A 21,907-nucleotide genomic window follows, 5' to 3' on the forward strand; every position below is an offset into this window, starting at 1 on the left:
GTGTGCTCCTTATTAAAGAACTAAGTTTTTATTCAGAACTAAGGCAAGTAATGCCTGGCGTGCGTAGATACCATTGCCCGCTTGTTGGAAGTAGTAAGCGTAAGGTGTTTTATCTACATCAGTAGTGATTTCATCAATACGTGGCAGTGGGTGTAGGATCTTGAGGTTATCTTTCACATTCACAAGATCTGCACTGGTTAAGATAAATTGTGCTTTCACATTCGCATACTCAGATGGATCTAAACGCTCTTTCTGTACACGAGTCATATAGAGAATATCCAGCTCAGGCATGACTTCATCTACTGTTTCATGCTGGCTATATTCAACACCATTCTCTTCCAGTAAGTGAAGAATATGCTCTGGCATAGCGAGTACTTTAGGGGCGATAAAATAGAGATGATTACCTTTAAATTTCGCTAATGCTTGTGCTAGTGAGTGAACTGTTCTGCCATATTTTAAGTCACCGACCATCGCGATATTAAGATTATCTAAACGACCCTGTGTCTCTTGAATGGTAAACAAATCCAGTAAAGTTTGTGTTGGATGTTGGTTTGCGCCATCACCCGCATTAAGTACTGGAATATCGCCAGCAAACTCAGAAGCTAAACGCGCTGCACCTTCTTGAGGATGGCGAATAACAATGGCATCAGCATAAGTGCGAAGAACCGAAATGGTATCCGCTAAAGTTTCACCTTTTTTACCCAGTGAAGTGTTGCTTCCATCAGAAAAACCGACAACAGATGCGCCTAGGCGATGAATCGCAGTTTCAAATGATAGGCGAGTACGTGTTGATGCTTCAAAAAAGCAACTCGCAATCACTTTATCTTTTAACAATTCGTTATTAGGTTGCTGTTTTAATTTATTAGCAACGTGAAGAACAGCTTCCAAATCTTCCCTGTCCAGATCATTGATGGAGATAATATGCTTTTGGTAGAGCGGATTAGTCATTTGAGTTCTCCTTTAGCGATGAATTGTGCGATAAGTGGTTTTTTACAGGCCAAAAAAAACCCCTCAATAAGAGGGGTTTTAAAAAATTGGGCTATTGGAAAAAAGAGAATGCGCTTGCGACCAGTTAAGGTGCTTGTTTTAGTAACAAATTGGAATAGGCGCTGTTTCATCTTTCCTCCTGACAAATTGTGGCGCATTATACGCATCTTAGATTTGCACGCAAGCGTTTGCTTTTGTTTTTTTCTAAAAATTTTTTTTTGATTTAAAAATCAATAAGCTTGGGATAAAACAAAGAAAACACCTATTTTTTGATAAATAAAAAATAGGTGTTTTGCATGATTATGTATTTTAGAAAGGATTTGCAAGGGTAGCGACCATCACTGCTTTTATGGTGTGAAGACGATTTTCTGCTTCATCAAACACAATGCTGTGTTTTGATTCAAAAACCTCATCAGTGACTTCAAAACCACCATATAGGTTAAATTCTTCAGCTAATGCTTTACCCATCGTTGTTTCTTCATCATGAAAAGCGGGTAAACAGTGAAGGAATTTAACATCTGTATTTCCAGTTAATTTTATAACATCCATATTGACCTGATAAGGCTTGAGTAAAGCAATACGCTCTTTCCAAACCTCTTTCGGTTCACCCATAGAAACCCACACGTCAGTGTAAAGAAAATCTGCATTTTTAACGCCTTCAGCGACATTTTCAGTGAGTGTGATTTTTCCACCATTTTTTGTTGCAATTTCTTGGCATTGAGCAACTAAACCTGCTTCAGGCCAACATGCTTTAGGGGCAACTAAACGTAAATCCATACCTGTTAATGCTGCCGCTTCCAGCATGGTATTTCCCATGTTATTACGAGCGTCACCAAGGTAAGCAAACACAGTTTCTGATAACGGTTTAGTTTGATGTTCAGTGATAGTGAGTAAATCTGCTAGTAGCTGTGTTGGGTGAAATTCATTGGTTAAACCATTCCAAACAGGTACACCTGAATATTGTGCAAGTGCATCTACCGTTTTTTGCCCGTAACCCCGATACTGAATACCATCATACATACGACCTAATACTCGAGCGGTATCTTTTATCGATTCTTTATGCCCAATTTGGCTTCCTCCTCCTAAATAAGTCACTCTTGCGCCTTGATCAAATGCAGCAACTTCAAATGCACAACGGGTACGTGTTGAGTCTTTTTCAAAAATCAGTGCGATATTTTTTCCAGTAAGATATTGAGTTTCTTGACCTGATTTTTTGGCTTTTTTCAATTGCGTTGACAGTGTAAGCAGTTGCTGAATTTCCACAGGTGAAAAATCAAGCAAACGTAAGAATGATTTTTGATAAAAAGGGTTCATAGAGTGATATCCTGTTATTGAATTTATATTCAATTTATATTAATAAATATTCATCATCAACCCCTAAGGCAAAACTTTTAATTTAAACAGTCTGCGATAAGGGCATCATATTAAGTATGGAGTGTTGATCCTGCCTGTGGGAGAATGAACGAGATACCTTTTCAGACTATTGCGGAGCATGATTATGGCGGACAGCAAAGAGTTAGCAGAACAACGTGAAGAAACACGTCTTATTATTGAAGAGTTACTGGAAGATGGCAGTGATCCTGACGCACTGTATGCCATTGAGCACCATATTTCTTGTGAAAACTTTGAAACACTAGAAAAAGCAGCAGTTGAAGTCTTTAAGTTAGGTTATGAAGTGACTGAGCCTGAGGAAATTGAAGTCGAATCAGGTGAGATCCTAGTTTGTTTTGATGCTGTGAGTGAAAGTGGTTTGAATGCTGAACTTATTGATGCCCAAGTTGAGCAATTAATGAATTTAGCTGAAAAAATGGGTGTCTATTACGATGGTTGGGGGACTTATTTTGAAGATCCTGACGCAGAGTATGATGATGAAGAAGGTGAAGACGAAGATGACGAAGAAGAAGAGTCTGATAAGTCATCTCGCTTACATTAATTTTTGCTAAATGTTGTCCTTTTGTACCTGATTTATCAGTGCAAAATAATAGCACCAGCCACAAAATAATTACTTTGTGACTGGTGTTATTGGTTTTAAGATCGAGCGATTAGTTCATCACCCCAAATCTACCATTGTCATAATCATCAAAAGCTTGTTGTAACTCTTCTTGCGTATTCATCACAAAAGGTCCTTGTCCAGCAATCGGCTCATTAATCGGCTCACCTGTTAGAATTAAAACAAGGGTGTCACCCATTGATTCTAATGTCAGCGTATCGCCATGATTATCTAACACGACCATGTCATGTTGGCGTGCTATTTCACTGTCATTGATATGTACCGCACCTTTTACTACAAACAGCATTGCATTATGGCCTTCGGGAATACTGTAATGTGAAACACCTGCGTGATTTAAATGCAGATCCCACACATTCAGTGGTGAATAGGTCATTGCAGCACCTTGGATATTGGCATAATCACCCGCAATGACTCTGACATAACCCTGACCATCAGGTAATTCAACATGAGGGATATCCTCTGCTTTTAGCGCCTGATAACGAGGCTGTGTCATTTTGTACGCTGTCGGCAGATTCACCCAAAGTTGCACCATTTCCAATACACCGCCTTCTTTGGTCATTTTTTCAGAGTGATACTCTTTATGCAAAATGCCAGAAGCAGCAGTCATCCATTGCACATCACCTGCGCCGATGGTTCCAGCATGACCTTTAGAGTCATGATGAGAAACTTCGCCTTGATAAGCGATTGTCACGGTTTCAAATCCACGATGAGGATGCGCTCCTACACCACGGGCATTAGTAACAGGCTTAAATAGTGTTGGCTCGGCATAATCCATCAGCAGAAACGGGCTATGTTTTTCACCATTTTCCTGATAGGAAAATAAGGTGCTGACTGGAAAGCCATTACCTACCCAGTGTGAATTTGGCGCCGAATAAATATGATTAATCTGTCTGATAGTCATGATTGTTCTCCGAGTTAAGGAAAGAAACCGCAATAACCAAGACACAGAAGGAGGTAATACAGATTATCGCGATTTCTTAATGAAGCTGATCATAAAGTGTTCGCGAGATGAACAAAATAGGGGGAATTTGTTGATGGTGTTCAAAAAAAATGAATGATTTTAATAGATAGAAATAAAAGAGATGTAATAAAGAAAATAGAAATAATAAATAGGCTATATTTAAATAATTGAATAAATAGTTTTTAGTGTAATAGATTTAATTTTTTTTCATTTCTTTTCAAGAAATGAAAAATAAAAAACTACATTCTTTCTTAGCAACAATAAGTCAGAATGCAGTTTATTAATATGTTTATTTCTTAGTTCTTATTTGCTTGTGTCGCCACAGCCGCCAATAATTTTAGAAATAGAAACTGCTGGGTGCAGTAAGTAGTCGTAGTTACAGTCTTTTTCTTTATTGTATACGCTACCAGTACAACCAGTCATTACGGTAATTACAGAAGCAATAAGTGCAATTTTAACAAAGTTTTTCATGAAAAATTCCTTTTAAATTTTAGAGTTATAAAAGCCATCACATGACTTTATCTGCATAAAGATATTAAATTAGCGATAAATAGCAATATAAAAAAGAAGGAGAATTAAAATAAAATAGAAGCTAAGAGATATTTAATTTAAGAAGTTAAATAGAGTTATCTAGAGTGAAATGAATAATAAATTAAACTTGTAGATTTTAATAAAATATAAGATAAGAATTTCATTAATAATACTTTGATAATAATTAATTAAGAAATTAATTGTGAGAATAAGTATAAAATATACTGTATTTATATCATTTTGATAAACAGAATTTGTGTTAATGGGTGCTATTTTTGACAATAAAAACCCGTATCAGAAATACGGGTAAAGTAAAACTTATTTTATTTATTGTATTACTTAGGGAACAGCAAGAACGCTTAAAGTGGCTTCACCATACGGATCTCACAATCACTATGTCCCGTGTTGCCTAATGCTTCATCAATAAATTCGAATCCTAGCTTTTCGTATAAACCGACAGCCGCTTTTAAGATATCTGTGGTTTCTAAATAGCAACGGTTAAAGCCTTGCTCTTTACCAAATTCAAGAGATTGTAGAACGATTTTTTTCGCAATACCTTTGCCTCGTAGTTTGGATGAAAGGTATATTTTTTGTAATTCACAAGTATTGCCATCACCTCCAGCAAGTGGTGCGACACCGCCGCCGCCAACAACTTCTCCATCCATCTCAACAATCCAGTAAGCACTGCGAGGCTGATGATAAACTTCATAAAGGGTATCTAAAATTGGGTCGGCAACCGCAAAGCCTTTATCGGCAGTTAAACCGTGCTCTGCGGAGACTTCACGAATAACGCGTGCAATACCTGCGTTGTCTTTTTCTTCAATTGCTCGGATAACAATATTTGAGGTTATAGCTTGGGTTGCAGTCATAGTTGCACTCATCGTTTTCACTTATTAGTAGAATACTTTTTGATTATTTATTGAGAGAGCACCGGAAAGGAACTTCTTCATTGAAAGTAGCGCGGATGGCTACAAAAACTATCTTAATTGATTAAGCGTGTTTGTAAACCGTTAACCCTTTTTCTTTGCTTACTTATCCCCTTTATTTCTAGCGTTATATTTTAGTGAGTGATTAAATTTAAGCGAAAATAAGGGGGGAGAAAGGCGGATTGACGAGAATAGAACCGAGAATAACAAGAAATGAAGTGAAAAATGGTTTTATTTTTTAGCTGAATGATATTAAGTCAAAACCCGCGATAAACGCGGGTTTTTATTATTAATCTCAGTGTCTTTAAAGCGACTATGCTTATAAAGAGGCGATAGAGATTTTTTGTGCGATTAGTTTTTCTTTTGCACTTAAGCATGTTGCTAAGCGTTCACGCTCTTTAGCAACAACCGCTTCTGGCGCACGGCTAACAAAGCCATCGTTAGATAATTTGCTGTCTAAAGTTGTGATATCTTTTTCTACTTTTTCAAGCTCTTTATCTAAACGTGCAAGCTCCGCATCTTTATCGATAAAGCCCGCCATTGGGATCAGCAATTCTGCACCGTTAACCAGTTTATTAACTGATAATGGCGCTTCTTCGCCTTCTGCTAATGGCCGAATATCCGCTAAACGACCCATTGCTTTTAAGAAACCAATATTGTCACTAACGCGACGTTTAGCATTGTCGTCGGCACCACGTAAGATAACTTCAAGTGGTTTACCTGGGGCAATATTCATTTCAGCACGGATATTACGTACAGCAACGATAACTTCTTTGATCCACTCAAGATCGTTAAGTGCAGCTTCATCAACAAGTGATGCATCGAATTCAGGGAAAGCTTGTAGCATGATGGTTTCACCTTCGATGCCTTTCACTTCCTTCACACGTTGCCAGATTGTCTCTGTGATAAATGGAATAATTGGATGAGCAAGGCGCAGTAAGCCTTCTAACACTTCAATCAGTGTATGACGCGCTGCGCGTTTTTGTGCATCATTACCTTTGTGTACCGCAGGTTTTGATAGCTCAAGATACCAGTCACAGAATTGGTTCCAAGTGAACTCATATAAAATACCAGCAGCGATATCGAAACGATAGTTGTCTAACGCTTCACGATAGGCTTTAACGGTATTGTTAAATTCAGCTAAGATCCAACGGTCAGCCAGTGAGAATGTCATCTCACCACCTTGGTAGCCACAATCTTGATCTTCTGTATTCATCAGCACAAAGCGGCTTGCATTCCACAGCTTGTTACAGAAGTTACGGTAACCAGATAGACGTTTCATATCCCAGTTAATATCGCGACCCGTTGAGGCTAACGCGGCTAAGGTAAAGCGCAGGGCATCTGTACCGTGTGCTTCAATACCTTCTGGGAACTCTTTGCTAGTACGTTTAGCAATTTTTTCAGCCATTTGTGGCTGCATCATATTACCAGTACGTTTTTCTAACAGGTTCTCTAATGAAATACCGTCGATCATATCCAGAGGATCAAGTACGTTACCTTTAGATTTTGACATCTTCTGGCCTTCTTCATCACGAATAAGACCTGTCATGTAAACCGTATTAAATGGCACTTGCGGTTTACCGTCTTCGTCTTTGATAAAGTGCATGGTCATCATGATCATGCGAGCGATCCAGAAGAATATAATATCGAATCCACTGACTAAAACATTCGTTGGATGGAATGTCTTCAGTGCTTCAGTATTTTCAGGCCAGCCTAATGTTGAGAATGTCCATAGTGCCGATGAGAACCACGTATCCAGTACGTCATCATCTTGGCGTAATGCAACATCAGCTGCGATATTGTTTTCACGACGAACTTCTTCTTCGTCACGACCAACATAAACGTTGCCTTCATTATCATACCAAGCTGGGATACGGTGACCCCACCACAGTTGACGAGAAATACACCAATCTTGGATATCATTCATCCATGAGAAGTACATGTTTTCGTACTGCTTTGGTACAAATTGGATATCGCCATTTTTAACAGCTTCAACTGCTGGTTTCGCTAAAGGTGCTGCGCGAACATACCATTGGTCTGTTAATAAAGGCTCGATAACGACACCACCACGGTCGCCGTAAGGTACGGTTAAATCGTGAGGCTTGATCTCTTCTAATAAACCTAGACGTTCAAATTCAGCGACCATTGCTTTACGTGCAGCAAAGCGTTCCATACCTTGGTAGGCTGCTGGAATTTCAGTGCTATAAACATCAGATTCAACACCATTGGTGTCTAAGACTTCTGCGCTTACACGGATATTGCCGTCAAAATCCATGATATTAATCATTGGTAATTGATGACGACGTCCAACTTCATAGTCATTAAAGTCGTGAGCAGGGGTGATTTTTACGCAACCTGTACCTTTTTCCATATCAGCGTGTTCATCCGCTAAAATAGGGATACGGCGGTTAACGATTGGTAGAATAATTTCTTTACCAATTAAATCTTTATAGCGAGGATCTTCTGGGTTAACAGCAACACCTGTATCACCTAACATGGTTTCAGGACGTGTTGTTGCAACAATGAGGTAGTCTTTACCTTCGGCTGTTTTCGCCCCATCCGCTAAAGGATAACGCAGATGCCACATAGATCCTTTAACTTCACGGTTTTCGACTTCAAGATCAGAAATCGCTGTGTGTAATTTAGGATCCCAGTTTACAAGGCGTTTACCACGGTAGATTAGATCTTCTTTATGTAAGCGAACAAAAGCTTCTTTAACCGCTTTAGATAACCCTTCATCCATTGTGAAACGTTCACGTTCCCAATCAACAGAGTTACCTAAACGACGCATTTGGTTAGAAATGTTACCACCTGATTCTGCTTTCCATTCCCAAATTTTGTCGATAAATGCATCACGACCATAGTCATGACGATTTTTACCTTCTTCAGCGGCAATTTTTCGCTCAACAACCATTTGCGTTGCGATACCCGCATGGTCAGTACCTGACTGCCATAAGGTATTTTTACCTTGCATACGCTGATAACGGATCATGGTATCCATAATAGTCTGCTGGAAAGCATGACCCATATGTAGGCTACCTGTGACGTTTGGCGGTGGGATCACGATACAGAAGCTTTCTTTCGTTGTATCGCCATTGGCTTTGAAATAGCCATTTTTTTCCCAATGCTGATACAGAGGTTGTTCAATCTCTGCTGGATTATATGTTGTGTCGAGCGATGGCTCTTTCGGTGCGGATTTATTTTCCATATTTTTTACGTATTCAATAGGTTGGCGGCGTAGCCATTGTCAAAGTAAAGCCGACGCTACGATAAATTTTATATCGTTCACGCGCCAACTGTTTCAATTGTTCATCAATAGGTACAAAGTCTATCACTTCATGGAAAGCTGTGGCAAAGTCTACGAATTGCGATTGCAAATTAATCAAGAGATCACGAGGTGCATTACCACGTTTTCCTGGCCAACATAATTCAACAGGAGAGCCATAACGAGGACCTTCACCTGCAAGATTATGAGGAACAAACTGATGAGGTTCTCTTGCCCATAATGCCTCATCAAGCAATTCAGCTTGAGCTTGAGACTCACAAACCAACAAAATACGTTTGCCTAATCGCCAATGTTCAGCGGTAAGTTGACAGGCAAGCCACTCATGAGCCTGTAAATCATCGTGTATTGATGGGTGTTCCATTAAATAAAACGTGGCGTTTTTCATGATATCCCGATAACAGAAGGGTATTGCGTTGCAATACCCTTCTTGGAGTCTGCTCTATTTACCATAATAATAGGGTAATACCTTAACCCTGATAATTATGCGGTATTACTCGTCGCTATTCAAACCCGCGCGATTAAGTAAGAACTGAGACAATAAAGAAACAGGGCGGCCTGTCGCGCCTTTTGCTTTACCAGAACGCCATGCTGTGCCTGCAATATCCAAGTGAGCCCAGTTATATTTAGTCGCAAAGCGCGCTAAGAAACAACCCGCAGTAATTGCGCCACCTAAACGGCCACCAGTATTAGCTAAATCAGCAAAATTAGATTCGATTTGTTCATAGAACTCATCGCCTAATGGTAAACGCCAAGCGCGGTCACCTGCTTGTTCTGATGCATTCATTAATTCATGTGCTAATGGATTATGATTAGACATTAATCCGCTGTAGTGATGTCCTAAAGCCACCATACAAGCACCTGTTAATGTAGCGATATCGACAACTAATTCAGGCTCAAAGCGCTCAACATAAGTTAACGTATCACACAGCACTAAACGACCTTCAGCATCGGTGTTTAATACTTCTACGGTTTGTCCTGACATGGTTGTTAAAATATCACCTGGGCGATACGCTTTTCCACCCGGCATATTTTCGCAACCCGCAAGTACACCAATGACATTGATTGGTAACTGGAGTTCAGCAACAACACGCATCACACCGTAAACCGTTGCCGCACCACACATGTCGTATTTCATCTCATCCATGCCATCAGCAGGCTTGATGGAAATACCACCCGAGTCAAATGTCAGCCCTTTACCTACTAACACAATTGGGCGAGCTTCAGGATCTTTATTGCCTTTATATTCGATAATCGACATTAAAGATTCATTTTGAGAGCCTTGTCCTACTGCGAGGTAAGCATTCATATTTAGCTCTTTCATTTGTTCTTCGCCAATAACACGCGTAGAAACATTTGAAGATGAGTCTGCTAGTTGACGAGCTTGAGATGCTAAATAAGCGGCATTACAGATATTTGGTGGCATGTTAGCTAAATCTTTACATGCTTTAATACCTGATGCGATGGCTAAACCGTGTGCAATTGCACGTTCACCACTTGGTAGTTCACGACGAGTAGGTACATTAAAGACCATCTTACGTAATGGGCGACGTAATTCTGTCTTATTGCTTTTCAGTTGATCAAAGGTATAGAGGCAGTCTTTTGCAGTCTCAACCGCTTGACGCACTTTCCAGTAATTATTACGACCTTTAACATGTAACTCAGTCAGAAAGCATACGGCTTCCATAGATCCAGTTTCATTGAGTGTGTTAATGGTTTTTTGAATGATCTGTTTATACTGGCGTTCATCCAATTCACGCTCTTTACCGCAACCAATTAGTAAAACGCGCTCAGAGAGAACATTTGGTACATGATGTAACAGCAATGATTGTCCGACTTTGCCTTCCAGTTCACCTCTGCGTAACAAGGCGCTGATATAGCCATCACTGATTTTATCAAGTTGCTCCGCGATCGGAGATAAACGACGAGGCTCAAACACCCCCACGATAATACAAGCGCTGCGTTGTTTCTCTGGGCTGCCGCTTTTTACATTAAACTCCATGCGTTCTCCTGAATATTAAAGACAAAAACGGAAAGTATCGTTTAGAATAGTGATCCGCATTAATCTACCCCATAGAAAGTTTACTTTTTATGTTAAGCTAAATGCATTAATTGAACACAACTAATTTAGCTAACTTATAAGCTTGTTCTTATTGGGAACCTGTTTATAGCATGTTTTGATATCATTTGGGCTGCAAGAATGTCTAACTGAGATGCACAAATGATAGATATACAACGAAGTTAGCGATTTTCCTGCAAAAAGACAAGTTTTCACAGGCATAACTAGCGTGATTATAATTCGATATTTAGCTCGGGAAACCCTTAAAAGTCAGATAGCCATCTTATTTATTTTGATGCTTATCTTTTTTAGCCAGAAACTGGTTGAAATTTTAGGGGCTGCTGTTGAAGGTAACATTCCTACAAACCTCGTGATTTCTCTGCTGTGGCTGGGAATTCCTGAGATGGCACAGCTTATTCTTCCATTAAGCCTTTTTCTTGGGCTTCTGATGACTTACAGCAAACTTTATGTTGAAAGTGAGATAACCGTCATGAATGCGTGCGGAATAGGTAAAAAAGCATTAGTGCAAGCTGCACTGTTGCTTTCATTACTCACCAGCGCATTAGCCGCAGGAAATGTCATTTGGCTTATTCCTTGGTCTTCGGTGCATCAAGAGCAAGTCCTTGAGGATGCTAAAGCAAACCCAAGTTTAGCTGCATTGATGGAAGGGCAATTTAAAATGTCCAGTGACCGCAATATGGTGCTCTATCTTGGCAGTGTAAAAGGGAATCAATTCCAAGATGTATTCCTTGCACAGTTGCGTCCAACACAAGATCAACGTCCTTCTGTCGTGGTGGCAGATAAAGGCTATACCAAAGAATTACCTAACGGGAATCAGATAGTTGTATTAAGTGAGGGTACTCGCTATGAAGGTACGGCTGTGCTACGTGATTTTCGTATTACCGATTTTAATGATTACCAAGCTGTTATCGGGCACCGTGAATCTACCATTAGCAGTAATCGTGTAGAACAAAAAACGATGACTGAACTTTGGCATTCAAATGAAACTGAGTCTATCGCTGAATTCCATTGGCGTTTAACTTTGATTTTCTCTGTTATCATTATGGCGGTGATGGTCGTGCCTTTAAGTGAGGTAAACCCACGTCAAGGTCGCGTATTAAGTATGCTACCTGCCATGTTGCTTTATCTGGTGTTCTTCTTACTACAAAGTTCATTGCACTCTAACGGTGAAAAAGGAAAACTGGACCCTCTAATTGCAATGTGGAGTGTTAATGGTGCTTATCTTGCCTTGGCTATCTTATTGAATATTTGGGATACCTTGCCTATGCGTAAATTCCGCGCTCGCTTTAAGAAAGGAGTTGCCTGATGTTTGGTGTACTAGATAGATATATCGGGCGTACTATTTTACAGTCGATTTTGATGACACTGTTTTTGCTAGTTTCACTATCTGGCATTATCAAATTTGTCGATCAACTCCGTAAAGTAGGGCAAGGGGATTTCACCACACTGGATGCGGGTATTTACGCCATTTTAAATATCCTTAAAGATGTGCAGATTTTCTTTCCTATGGCGGCATTACTTGGTGCGTTATTAGGATTAGGCGCATTAGCAACGCGTAGTGAGTTGGTGGTGATGCAAGCATCGGGATTTACCCGTTTGCAAATTGCAGGCTCGGTAATGAAAACCGCTATTCCCTTGGTACTATTAACTGTACTGATTGGCGAATGGGGCGCACCACAAGGTGAACAGTACGCACGTAACTACCGTGCCGAAAAAATCATGGGTAACTCTTTAGTTTCGACTAACCGCGGTATGTGGGCTAAAGATGGCAATCAATTTATTCATATCAACCGAATAAAGAGCCAAAATGAGATGCAAGGCATCACACTCTATGATTTTAATAATGATAGAAAACTAGAAACGGTACGTTATGCATCAAGTGCAACCTACGATGTGAATAAAAAAACGTGGATGTTGAAACAAGTTGAACAGTCAGATTTAACTGATCCACAAAAAATCACAGGTAAAAAACAGGTATCACTTGAATGGCCAACACGATTAACGCCAGAAAAATTAAGCGTTGTGGCGTTAGATCCAGATGCATTATCGATCAGCGGGCTTTATCAGTACGTTAAATATCTAAAACAGAGTGGGCAAGAGTCAGCAAACTATGAGCTGAATTTCTGGAAAAAAATCTTTGCTCCAATCTCTGTTGCTGTAATGATGTTAATGGCATTGTCATTTATTTTTGGCCCATTACGTACTGTACCAATGGGATTAAGAGTTTTAACGGGTATCTCTTTTGGTTTCTTATTCTATATCGTCAATGAAGTTTCAGGACGATTAAGTTTGGTTTATGGCATACCCGCAGTGATTGCCGCATTAGTACCGGGAATACTCTTCTTAACGTTGAGTTTATGGTTATTGATGAAGCGTAATCGCTAGATAACATCAGACTGAAAAATAAAAAGCGCCTTATTAGGCGCTTTTTTATTGCTATTGAGTATGCGATCACTGATAAAAATCTTTTGCTAGCGCACGAACAAGAGCATTAGTACCCTGAGTTACTTCACTAAATTTAGTGCCGTTAGGTTTACGGGTGATCACCACAAATACACCGATATTTAATTCAGGGATGGTTGCCATATAAGTATTAAACCCACCGCCGCCACCTGTTTTTTGGTAAATGGCCGGAACACCATTGGCGGGAGCCATATAAACCCAGCCTAAACCCACGCCATCAGCACGACCCGCTACATCCATCCCTTCTATTGAAGAGAGTCGATTACGAGGAAAGTAAACAGACTGCTCTTTACTTGCTGTTGCCTTTCGCATGGCATTATGAGAAGTCAAAAAGCCTTGCATCCAACGTTGCATATCGGCAGGCGTAGAGTACACACCACCACTTCCAGCTGCTGCAATGGTGTCAGAGCATGGGCTTGGTTTATATCCTACTAATAGTCGTTGGCATTGTGCTGGAGTCGGCGTCAATGTGGTATTCGTCATGCCTGCGGGCTGAGTGACATATTGTTGTAAAAGTTGAGGATAACTTTTACCTGATGCTTTCACCAAGGCATCCGCTAATAGATCGTAAGCGAGGTTTGAATAAGCTGCTTGTTCCCCAGCGGTAGATGTCAATGTCGCCTTTTTCAACCAGTTCCAGCGGTCGCCATGCGTTGGCCATATAAAAACAGGTCTTCCCCATTTTCCACCGGGTTGTTCTCGTGGAAAACCACTGGTGTGACTCGCTAAATGATAAAGACGGATAGGGGATTGAGCGCTGACTAATGGAATGTCTACACCATAGTAACTGTATTTTTGTAGTGGATCGGTGACTAATAATTTTCCATCATCTTGTAACTTTAATAGCACTTCACTTGTCATCAACTTAGTAATTGAAGCGATACGAATAAGCGAGTTCATTGATGGTGCATTGCGGCTTTCAGGTGTTGTCGTCCCAAAAGAACGATTCAAGGTTTGAGAGTTATTGATCATGACAATAACCATGCCTTGAGGATTACTCTTTTGATAAATCTGTGAGGCATATTTATCAAACAGCGCGCTTGCATTGCTTACATTAGGGCTTAATGCCGTAGGCCATTGCGTTAACTCAGGCACACTGTTCTGTTGATTTAACATAGAAGGCTGTGTCGCTGGTGGTAATGACGAACGTTGGCTACACGCATTCAATGTCAGTAAAGCGATTGGGATCATAAGATATTTTAGAAAATGTTTTTTCATTTTTACTTTCAACAGAAGTCAGTGAGGTGAAAGGAATGCGATCAACATAAAATGGTTTATGTTTTAATTTGGTGCCTTTCTTATCGCGTTATTTTTTCTTTATCATTTTTAATACGGCACCTAAGATAATACCAACAAATATGCCCGTTATAATCCAGCCAACAATGCCCATAACACCGCCTTCTAATCAGATTTAAACCAAATTTTGATTATATTATCAGAAATAAGAATGTCTATCAGTGCAAGAGTCAGTTATCAAAAAGTTGGCATTAAATGTGTCAAATTGTCTCTAAGAAAAGGATAGTGGAGAAAAACTGCATCATAAAAAGACATTTTTCTCATGTTTCTCCTCTAAAAGTGAGGTAAGTATTACCGTTAAGTTACAATCTTCCTCAGTTACCCTAGTTTTTAACCCTATTATTAGATTTTCTTTATTATTAAGTTAGGATATGTATATCAAGAAAATGTTAATGAATGGTTTTTTTATTCAATAAATCGCTTTTAGATAACGTATTCATCTTTAATTTATCTTATTTTGATGAAATTACGGTATTATGTAAAGATAATATAAGAGTGTGACATATTTTGTAATAATTTATTGATTGTGAGATTGTGAAATTAAACTTATTATAGCTTCATCAAGTCGAGAGACTGAGAATATAAGAGTTATAGAGCAAAGATAACACAGCAATAATAGAGTGAAGTAATAAGAAGGCATATTATAAAATAGCCTCTTCAATAATAAATAAGTTATATATTAGTCGTAATATTTCAACACCATTATATTAAATAGTAGTACATTCGTTTTAGATGTAATAAATGCCTTTATATTAGATAGTAGTACCTTTGTTATAGTAGTAAATAAGTACCTTTGTGTTAAATAGTAATTTCCTATGTAGTAGTAAGAAGTATCTTATTAAAGTAGTAAATCCTTTATATCAATAATATGCAGTATAGATAAAGAAGTACATTATATTAATAAAACATAACTACCTTCTTCCTCACACCAGGGAAGAAAAGGGCAGTGACGCTACAAAAATAATTTATAGTCATTAAAATAAAATTAAGCCCTCGTTTAGCAGTACTGTCGGATCAAAACACTAACCCAAGTTTTGATCCTTTTTTTATTTATCGGTATATAAATTAAAATATATCGTTTAAATAAGTTAGTTTTAATGAATTTATATAATGACGATATAATCTTTAAAAGAGAAAAAGATAAGATAAGAAAAAAGTAGAAATAAGATGACGAATAAACTTAGATACAAGAATAACAAGATAATTGATTTATCGATACAACATGATTAAATCATTAACGATAGATACCTAGATGCAACTTATAAGTCGCGTTTTATGATAGCAACAAACCCCAAATGCACTTTTTTTCGCCAATCAAACTGAAAACTAACAATAATTGTTGCGAGGGTTCTTCACGCAAGTATAATGGGCAGGTTTTCCAGACACACTTCAGTGCCGGAGTGGCGAAATTGGTAGACGCAGTTGATTCAAAATCAACCGCCTTCGGGTGTGCCGGTTCGAGTCCGGCCTTCGGCACCAAAAATCAGACGCTAAAAGCGTCTTTTTTTATGCCTAAAGTTTATGATTTATAGGGCGTTACCTACCTTTTGGTTTTTCAAAGCATCCTTCTGCTGAATGTGAGGAGATAAATACTTACATCACGATTCAAAAATGCATACTCCTCACTGAGTGCCTTTAAGCAGACAAGCCATTGAGATCTTAAAACAGATCTATCAATTCAGTGGTAATCATAAATTGATCTTTATCGGTGACCATAATCCTAGAAAGCCTATGAGTGAAAACACGGTAAACAATGCGTTACGTGTGATGGGCTATGAAACTAAAACGAAGTTTGCGGACATGGATTTAGAACAATGGCGTGTAGCTCGTTGATTGAGTCTGGATTACCCAATCAAGTCCTGAAATAACTGAGTCAAAAGTATTATAGAAATAGCCATTAGGATTACGACAGCCTTTGTTAAGTGCTATTTCTAGCTCGCCAATTTTTTTCCATATTGCCACAGTACTTTTGCTGTTTATTCATATACATAAGGTCTATTTCTGAGTAGATAATAAAAAAATACAGCAGAGCCACATAAACTCGTTCCACCTTGATTGGGATAATCGAAATGGTCTAAACGCATTTTTAATTCCATCTAAAATAGGCTTTTTTAAAAGGGAACTTTAATGCTTCCCACTAGATACTCTTTTGCAATAAATTGTCTCTCAGGTACAGTGAATTGTAATTTTATGGTGTTATTATCTTCATTAACTGGTTTTGTTTGTCCACTTGATTCGAAATAACAGGAAAATTCCCTTTTTCGATTAATAGCATACAATGCGCAGTAATAACTAATTAAACTCCAATACAAAATTTGCAGTGGCATTAAGTTTGCCGGGTTTAATATCATCACCATAACGATAATATTCTGCTTTTAGTGATACGCTATTGCTGCCACTGGTTAAATCAGCCAGTGGAACAAACTGGTTATTAATTAACACAGTATCACCACTTGAAGGGGATGAAACAACAAACCCTACACCTTTGGCATTATTACTGTCGCCTTCATTATCAGGTTTGATAATGGTTTTTTGCCCGTCGTAACTTGTGGTGTTATGCGCCATTAGTTTAATTTTAGCGGAAGCATTACCTGTGCAATTTATTCTCAGATTATCTTCAGCATATTGATTATCACGAGGAAACCCAATGCTAGAAAATGCAGTAATAGGCATTTTAGGCAAATTCATTTCAAGGTTCGTATTTTCTGCACTACAAGATGTTGGCGCGCTAATAATATTCACGGATAGGCGATAACTAAAACCAACAGCCGTTGTACCGCCACCTGAATTAAAGCGATTAATTAATATAGAGCCAATATATTGAGTCGTAAAACGCTGAGATTTAGGGTTATCTTTGGTGGAGTAAACAATAACGGTAGCATCCCTTGTATTAAGTTTAGGGCTGTTAACAGGAACTTCTTGTCCTGGCTGACTTCTAAATGACAAACCTGACTCATTTTCAATTAAAACATAAGCATAATCATCTAAGCCTGTAATATGACCGTTACGTACAACATAATAAGCAGGTCTGCCATCGATATCCATATAATAGGTTGGCATTACGCCACTGGCTTCGCTATATGTTGCATAAGCATAGAACTCAGCGCCATCTGGGCAATCAGCAACGGCGACATCAGAGCCATCACGCTTAAATGTAAAACGTGCGATCTCTTGATTCTTTTTAATCATTCCTTTTAGTTCAATGGTGCCACCTCTCGCATCCATCGTGCCATGTTTAATACCGCCATTATTGACACAATCAGGTGCGGCATGACTGTAAAAAGAGAGGGTAGATAAACTAAGAATAAAAATTAGAAATAATAATTTATTCATTTTATTTTTTAAGTTAGTCATTTTATTTCCTTATTTACACTCAGTATCTAAAATATATAAACCATTAACTGGCGCTTTATTATTAATGTCATAAATTGCATGGCAGGTTTTTTGCTCACCATTAATTGTCCACGAAACTTGAATATTGCCTTGTGGTTTATTGGCAACAAAATAGAGTTGATGGAAGCTTGCGACTAATTGCGTATCATCGTTATCAATTTCAGCTTTAGCACCCATAGGGATGGTACTTTTATCTGGTGTTTGTAATGTCAGTAGGAATTTAAAGCCTTTTTTAGCATCGAAATCAGCCAGTACTAAAGCACCTTTTGTTGGAACAATATTACTAATAATATTATTCGAAATTTCAGTATCACTCGGAATAGAATTGGTATTAACACTAATGCTATTTTTTTGGTAAGGTGACATTCCAGAAACAACTGCTAATCCACTATTATTCGTTTTAATAGACTGACCATTAATGACTTCTACACCAGAGGTATTTTTAGTCAGTATTAATGCATTCGTCTGTTGCAATGAAGGGGCAAATACTGCGCCATATTGTGTTGCAACTAATGCACCACTAATACCGTAGTTAATATTTTGCTTATCTTGAGTATACGAATAACCCGCATTAAAAACAGCGCTTTGTGTTTTGTAAGAGCCATTTAAACCACCGCTATAATTAACACCTTTATTACCATAGCCTTGATAAACATCCCAGTTTGCTTGGTTTTTATCACCATAGGTTCCACTTAAACGTGCGGTCTGTAATACTTGGTTATCATTGTTCGTTGATATACCGTAATTAGCCCAAATGTAGTTTTCATTCCATGAAAAAGGAATACTGACATTCATACTCAAATCATGGCTATTTTTTTTATTACTCTCGTTATAACGACTACCATCGTAATAAGTGTAATAAACGCTATAGTTAACTTTATTAATAGCGCTATTAAAACCCATATTATAAGAATGAACGGTTTTACCACTAACGTACTTATAAATAACTGAATTTAAATTAATCGAAGCGTTATTAGAAAATAAAGGTTGATTAATCGAGAGCGTATATTCATTTTTTAACCCATTGCTTGAATGGTATTTGCTGTCTTTGTATTCCATCGCTTGAGTAAAATTGAGAAAATTGGCATCGAAGTGACGATAACCGACTAACGAAAGAGTCGTATCTGTGACTGATATATTTTTAGAATAATTAACTCTAAAAGCATTGCCATGTAATGAATCATTGCCATTGTTAGTGGAAGATTTCGCATACAATAAATCAGTGGTGATCGCGCCGTAGCTACCTAAATTTACCCCAGTACCCACACCAACAGATTGATATTTTTCACCAATAAGTACGCCGCCATAAAGGGTGACATAGTCAGTTAAACCATAGAAAGCTTCGGTCTGAACAACATAAGCGCCATCCCCGCTATTATTACCGTCGTATTTACCCGTTGAGAAGCTATATTTTAATTCACCTTTTCTTTCTAGATTGGCAATAGAGGAGAAAGGCACAATAAAATTCTTTTCAGAGCCATCCGCTTCAGTAACGCTGACATGTAAATCTCCGCCGCTGTTCATCGGATAATAATCAGTAATATTAAAAGGCCCAGCGGGTACACTGCGTTTATAAATAACTTGGCCATTTTGGGTGATAGTGACGATAGATTCTGTATTAGCAATACCCGAAACGCTAGGTGCATAGGTTCTATTTTGTGTCGGTGTCATTAGTCTATCGGTGACTAATTTAATTCCTCTAAATTTTACTGAATCAAAGAGTTGTGAAGAGGTATAGAGATCACCCATCATTAATTCACTATTAATACTGGTGATCGCTCTGGAAAGAACATTACTCAATGTATTCCATTTTTTCTCGCCATTTTCATTCTTTGTCCAGGTTGAATAGTTATTAAAACGCCAAGGACCTAAATTAACTTGGGTTTGAATGTTGCCATAATAGCTATCCGTCGTATTACCCTGACTACGACTATTAAATGAAGATAATGCGTAATTAACTAATAATGCAGGAATACCTGAATCCCAGTTTTTTATTTCATTTTCTTTTAATCTATCTTCATTAACATATAATTGTGGTAATGTTAGAATATATTGTTTTTTATTTAAATCTAAATAGCCGTTCGCATTATTGATCTCGTTGAGATTAATAAAATCATTATTTTTGTTTTTATTAATCACATCATAAGGAAGATCAACACCAGCTTTATACCACTCTTCTGCTGAAAGACGTGGCGCTAATATTGGGTTACCCTCTTTATCTTCCATCAAAATAAAATCAAAGTCGCGTGTTAATACGCGATTATCATTGATAAAAAGAGTAACTTTATAGTGACCTGGGGCGATATTATTCTCTCTAAAGACATTTAGATCTTCATTTGTCACTTGTTGAGCGCTTCCTTCAATATTTAATAGATTAGCAGGATAATAGTCATTTGCTGATGTATTAAAAGAAGTGAATAAAGCGCCAGCAATAAATAAATAGAATGGCGATTTATTAAAATAATTATCCTTTATCTTTTTCATATTGAATAATATCTCTTATTATAATGCGAATTCCATTGGAAGGCTTTTTCCAAAATCGTCGATATAAAATAATTTTATTTTTTCTTTACCCGATAATGTTTTGTTAACGCTAATAGTGGTTTCTGATTTTGGCGAAAGAAAACTGGGTAATTGTTCAATCTCTCTTCCATCAATAAAGAGTTTGCTAATATTAATAAAATAAGGTGAGCTATTTGATACTACAAGATCGTTATTCTTTGGTGACCATTTTAACTCTTTGATTTCTTTTTCAATATTGTCATTTTTTAGAGATTGTGGTCTGTAAATTAACTTAATTCTATTTGTCATTGAATAACGCAGAACATTTTCTAAATTTTCATTGCTTGGTGCGACAAACTTAACATTGATCCAATACATGGATTCAATATCATTAGGCAGTGTTGTATTTTTAGTGACTTGTAGTGTATTTTTTTGTTGCGACATTAATTTAATTAATGGTGGAGTGATCACAAAATCTTGAGTGAGTTTGCCATTAAGATCTTCAACCCAGGATTGTAATAAATAATTAGTATTTTTATCACTGTTAAATGCAACGAAACCTTCATTTTTATTTGTTTCATTATAAACAACGCGAGTTGTTTCTAAACCAAATCCAGCAAAGCTTGATGTTATTGAGCTGAATATTAACCCCAGTCCTAAAAGTGTTTTTTTAAATTTCATCGGTAAATACCTTTTTAATAAAAGCAGGTTAACAGGATTATTAACCTGCGATTTTTTATTATTGATAAGTCAATGTATAATTCAATGTTGCATCAGCACGGCCAGCTTCTACGTTATTGCTTGTACTAACGTATTTAGCAACAAAATAAAGTGTTTTAGATTTAAGATCACCCGTATCTTTAATTTTATATTCTCTCGTTATATTGAGATCGAAAGGTGTGCTCAAATCATCTCTATCATAAATATGGATACCAACATTTTTTGCTGTATTCGAACCATTAGGATCATCTAAGGCTAAGATTTGATCTGAGCTACTATCTGTTTTACCTTCTAGCTTTAATTTTACAGTACCTTGTGGTGGGCAATTAATTAAAGAGATATCTAATTTACCATTACCATTAGCTCCGCCAACTTCACTACCGGTACGATCAAATTCACTTGTTGCATAACGTCCCATATTAACGTTACCGTCAGAACCAGAGCCATTAATATCAATGGTGCAAGTAGATGAATAAATTAAACCTGAAAAAGAAATTTGTCCTGTTTGCTCATCAGCGAAAACTGTTGCACTTGCCGTTATTGCTGAAATAAGAAAAGCCATTGGAAGCAGTTTTTTTGTTAAAATAGGCATTTTTAACCCCTAGTGATTGATATAAAAAGTATTTAATAAATCATATTAATCGCTATTTTTTTACAATTAGTCTGTTATTACTATTTCTTAATCAATTAAAGGTATACTGCAATATAAGCACGTTGAACAGATTAACTTAATAGTAAATATAATCTTAATAAA

General features: G+C 37.6%; 17 protein-coding genes, 1 tRNA gene and 1 pseudogene. 5 read left to right on the forward strand and 14 right to left on the reverse strand.

Annotated elements, in window-relative coordinates:
- Positions 1 to 12 precede the first annotated feature (12 nt).
- The 3 genes from pyrB to argF all read right to left on the reverse strand — a co-directional run bounded on the left by pyrB (position 13) and on the right by argF (position 2,301).
- Complete coding sequence (pyrB, locus tag ACNART_RS13975) at positions 13 to 948, reverse strand: aspartate carbamoyltransferase (protein WP_109372663.1); 936 nt, start codon at positions 946 to 948, stop codon at positions 13 to 15.
- Positions 945 to 1,118, reverse strand: coding sequence for a hypothetical protein (locus ACNART_RS13980; protein ID WP_162558370.1), 174 nt, complete (start codon positions 1,116 to 1,118; stop codon positions 945 to 947). The genes pyrB and ACNART_RS13980 overlap by 4 nt, the downstream gene beginning before the upstream one ends.
- Positions 1,119 to 1,296: 178 nt before the next feature.
- On the reverse strand, positions 1,297 to 2,301 hold the full coding sequence (argF, locus tag ACNART_RS13985; RefSeq protein ID WP_198620208.1) for an ornithine carbamoyltransferase: 1,005 nt from the start codon (positions 2,299 to 2,301) through the stop codon (positions 1,297 to 1,299).
- 184 nt (positions 2,302 to 2,485) lie between these two features.
- On the opposite strand from argF, the gene rraB reads away from it, so the two are divergent.
- Complete coding sequence (rraB, locus tag ACNART_RS13990; RefSeq protein WP_088493956.1) at positions 2,486 to 2,920, forward strand: ribonuclease E inhibitor RraB; 435 nt, start codon at positions 2,486 to 2,488, stop codon at positions 2,918 to 2,920.
- A gap of 109 nt (positions 2,921 to 3,029) precedes the next feature.
- On the opposite strand, the gene ACNART_RS13995 is transcribed toward rraB, so the two are convergent.
- The 6 genes from ACNART_RS13995 to pepA form a co-directional block, all read right to left on the reverse strand.
- Positions 3,030 to 3,899, reverse strand: a complete 870-nt coding sequence (locus ACNART_RS13995) for a pirin family protein (RefSeq protein WP_368927610.1) — start codon at positions 3,897 to 3,899, stop codon at positions 3,030 to 3,032.
- Between the two features lie 363 nt (positions 3,900 to 4,262).
- A complete protein-coding gene (locus ACNART_RS14000; protein WP_036914671.1) occupies positions 4,263 to 4,430 on the reverse strand; it encodes a YhfL family protein in 168 nt (55 codons plus the stop codon).
- Positions 4,431 to 4,849: 419 nt separating this feature from the next.
- Positions 4,850 to 5,359: a GNAT family N-acetyltransferase gene (locus tag ACNART_RS14005; protein ID WP_198620261.1), complete on the reverse strand. Its 510-nt coding sequence runs from the start codon at positions 5,357 to 5,359 to the stop codon at positions 4,850 to 4,852.
- Between the two features lie 376 nt (positions 5,360 to 5,735).
- A complete protein-coding gene (locus ACNART_RS14010; RefSeq protein ID WP_198626346.1) occupies positions 5,736 to 8,624 on the reverse strand; it encodes a valine--tRNA ligase in 2,889 nt (962 codons plus the stop codon).
- 13 nt (positions 8,625 to 8,637) lie between these two features.
- Positions 8,638 to 9,087 carry a DNA polymerase III subunit chi gene (locus ACNART_RS14015; RefSeq protein WP_023583544.1) on the reverse strand — a complete coding sequence of 150 codons (450 nt, stop codon included), beginning with the start codon at positions 9,085 to 9,087 and terminating at the stop codon, positions 8,638 to 8,640.
- 105 nt (positions 9,088 to 9,192) lie between these two features.
- Positions 9,193 to 10,701 carry a leucyl aminopeptidase gene (gene pepA / locus ACNART_RS14020; protein WP_006535637.1) on the reverse strand — a complete coding sequence of 503 codons (1,509 nt, stop codon included), beginning with the start codon at positions 10,699 to 10,701 and terminating at the stop codon, positions 9,193 to 9,195.
- A 286-nt stretch (positions 10,702 to 10,987) separates the two neighbouring features.
- Here pepA and lptF point away from each other — a divergent pair, with 286 nt between their 5' ends.
- Both lptF and lptG read left to right on the forward strand, forming a co-directional pair.
- Positions 10,988 to 12,085 (forward strand): LPS export ABC transporter permease LptF, encoded by a 1,098-nt coding sequence (lptF, locus tag ACNART_RS14025; RefSeq protein WP_198620205.1) that lies wholly within the window; start codon positions 10,988 to 10,990, stop codon positions 12,083 to 12,085.
- A complete protein-coding gene (gene lptG / locus ACNART_RS14030) occupies positions 12,085 to 13,164 on the forward strand; it encodes an LPS export ABC transporter permease LptG (RefSeq protein ID WP_196533526.1) in 1,080 nt (359 codons plus the stop codon). The genes lptF and lptG overlap by 1 nt, the downstream gene beginning before the upstream one ends.
- A gap of 66 nt (positions 13,165 to 13,230) precedes the next feature.
- Here lptG and ampH read toward each other — a convergent pair whose 3' ends face one another.
- Positions 13,231 to 14,460 (reverse strand): D-alanyl-D-alanine-carboxypeptidase/endopeptidase AmpH, encoded by a 1,230-nt coding sequence (ampH, locus tag ACNART_RS14035; protein WP_198620204.1) that lies wholly within the window; start codon positions 14,458 to 14,460, stop codon positions 13,231 to 13,233.
- A gap of 1,472 nt (positions 14,461 to 15,932) precedes the next feature.
- On the opposite strand from ampH, the gene ACNART_RS14040 reads away from it, so the two are divergent.
- Both ACNART_RS14040 and ACNART_RS14045 read left to right on the forward strand, forming a co-directional pair.
- A tRNA-Leu gene (locus tag ACNART_RS14040) sits at positions 15,933 to 16,017 on the forward strand.
- A gap of 123 nt (positions 16,018 to 16,140) precedes the next feature.
- Positions 16,141 to 16,385: pseudogene (locus tag ACNART_RS14045) on the forward strand (tyrosine-type recombinase/integrase); the annotation flags it as partial.
- A gap of 445 nt (positions 16,386 to 16,830) precedes the next feature.
- Here the strand turns inward: ACNART_RS14045 and ACNART_RS14050 are convergent.
- The 4 genes from ACNART_RS14050 to ACNART_RS14065 are packed head-to-tail and all read right to left on the reverse strand — an operon-like array spanning position 16,831 to position 21,745.
- On the reverse strand, positions 16,831 to 17,892 hold the full coding sequence (locus ACNART_RS14050) for a fimbrial protein (RefSeq protein WP_198620198.1): 1,062 nt from the start codon (positions 17,890 to 17,892) through the stop codon (positions 16,831 to 16,833).
- Positions 17,893 to 17,901: 9 nt separating this feature from the next.
- Positions 17,902 to 20,415, reverse strand: a complete 2,514-nt coding sequence (locus ACNART_RS14055; RefSeq protein ID WP_368927607.1) for a fimbria/pilus outer membrane usher protein — start codon at positions 20,413 to 20,415, stop codon at positions 17,902 to 17,904.
- Positions 20,416 to 20,433: 18 nt separating this feature from the next.
- The gene (locus ACNART_RS14060) at positions 20,434 to 21,114 is read right to left on the reverse strand and encodes a molecular chaperone (RefSeq protein ID WP_198626342.1); all 681 of its coding nucleotides are present in this window, start codon (positions 21,112 to 21,114) and stop codon (positions 20,434 to 20,436) included.
- A 58-nt stretch (positions 21,115 to 21,172) separates the two neighbouring features.
- Complete coding sequence (locus tag ACNART_RS14065) at positions 21,173 to 21,745, reverse strand: fimbrial protein (protein WP_198620195.1); 573 nt, start codon at positions 21,743 to 21,745, stop codon at positions 21,173 to 21,175.
- Positions 21,746 to 21,907 lie beyond the last annotated feature (162 nt).

Source organism: Proteus sp. LHD240705, assembly GCF_047921555.1.
Taxonomy (GTDB): Bacteria; Pseudomonadota; Gammaproteobacteria; order Enterobacterales; family Enterobacteriaceae; genus Proteus.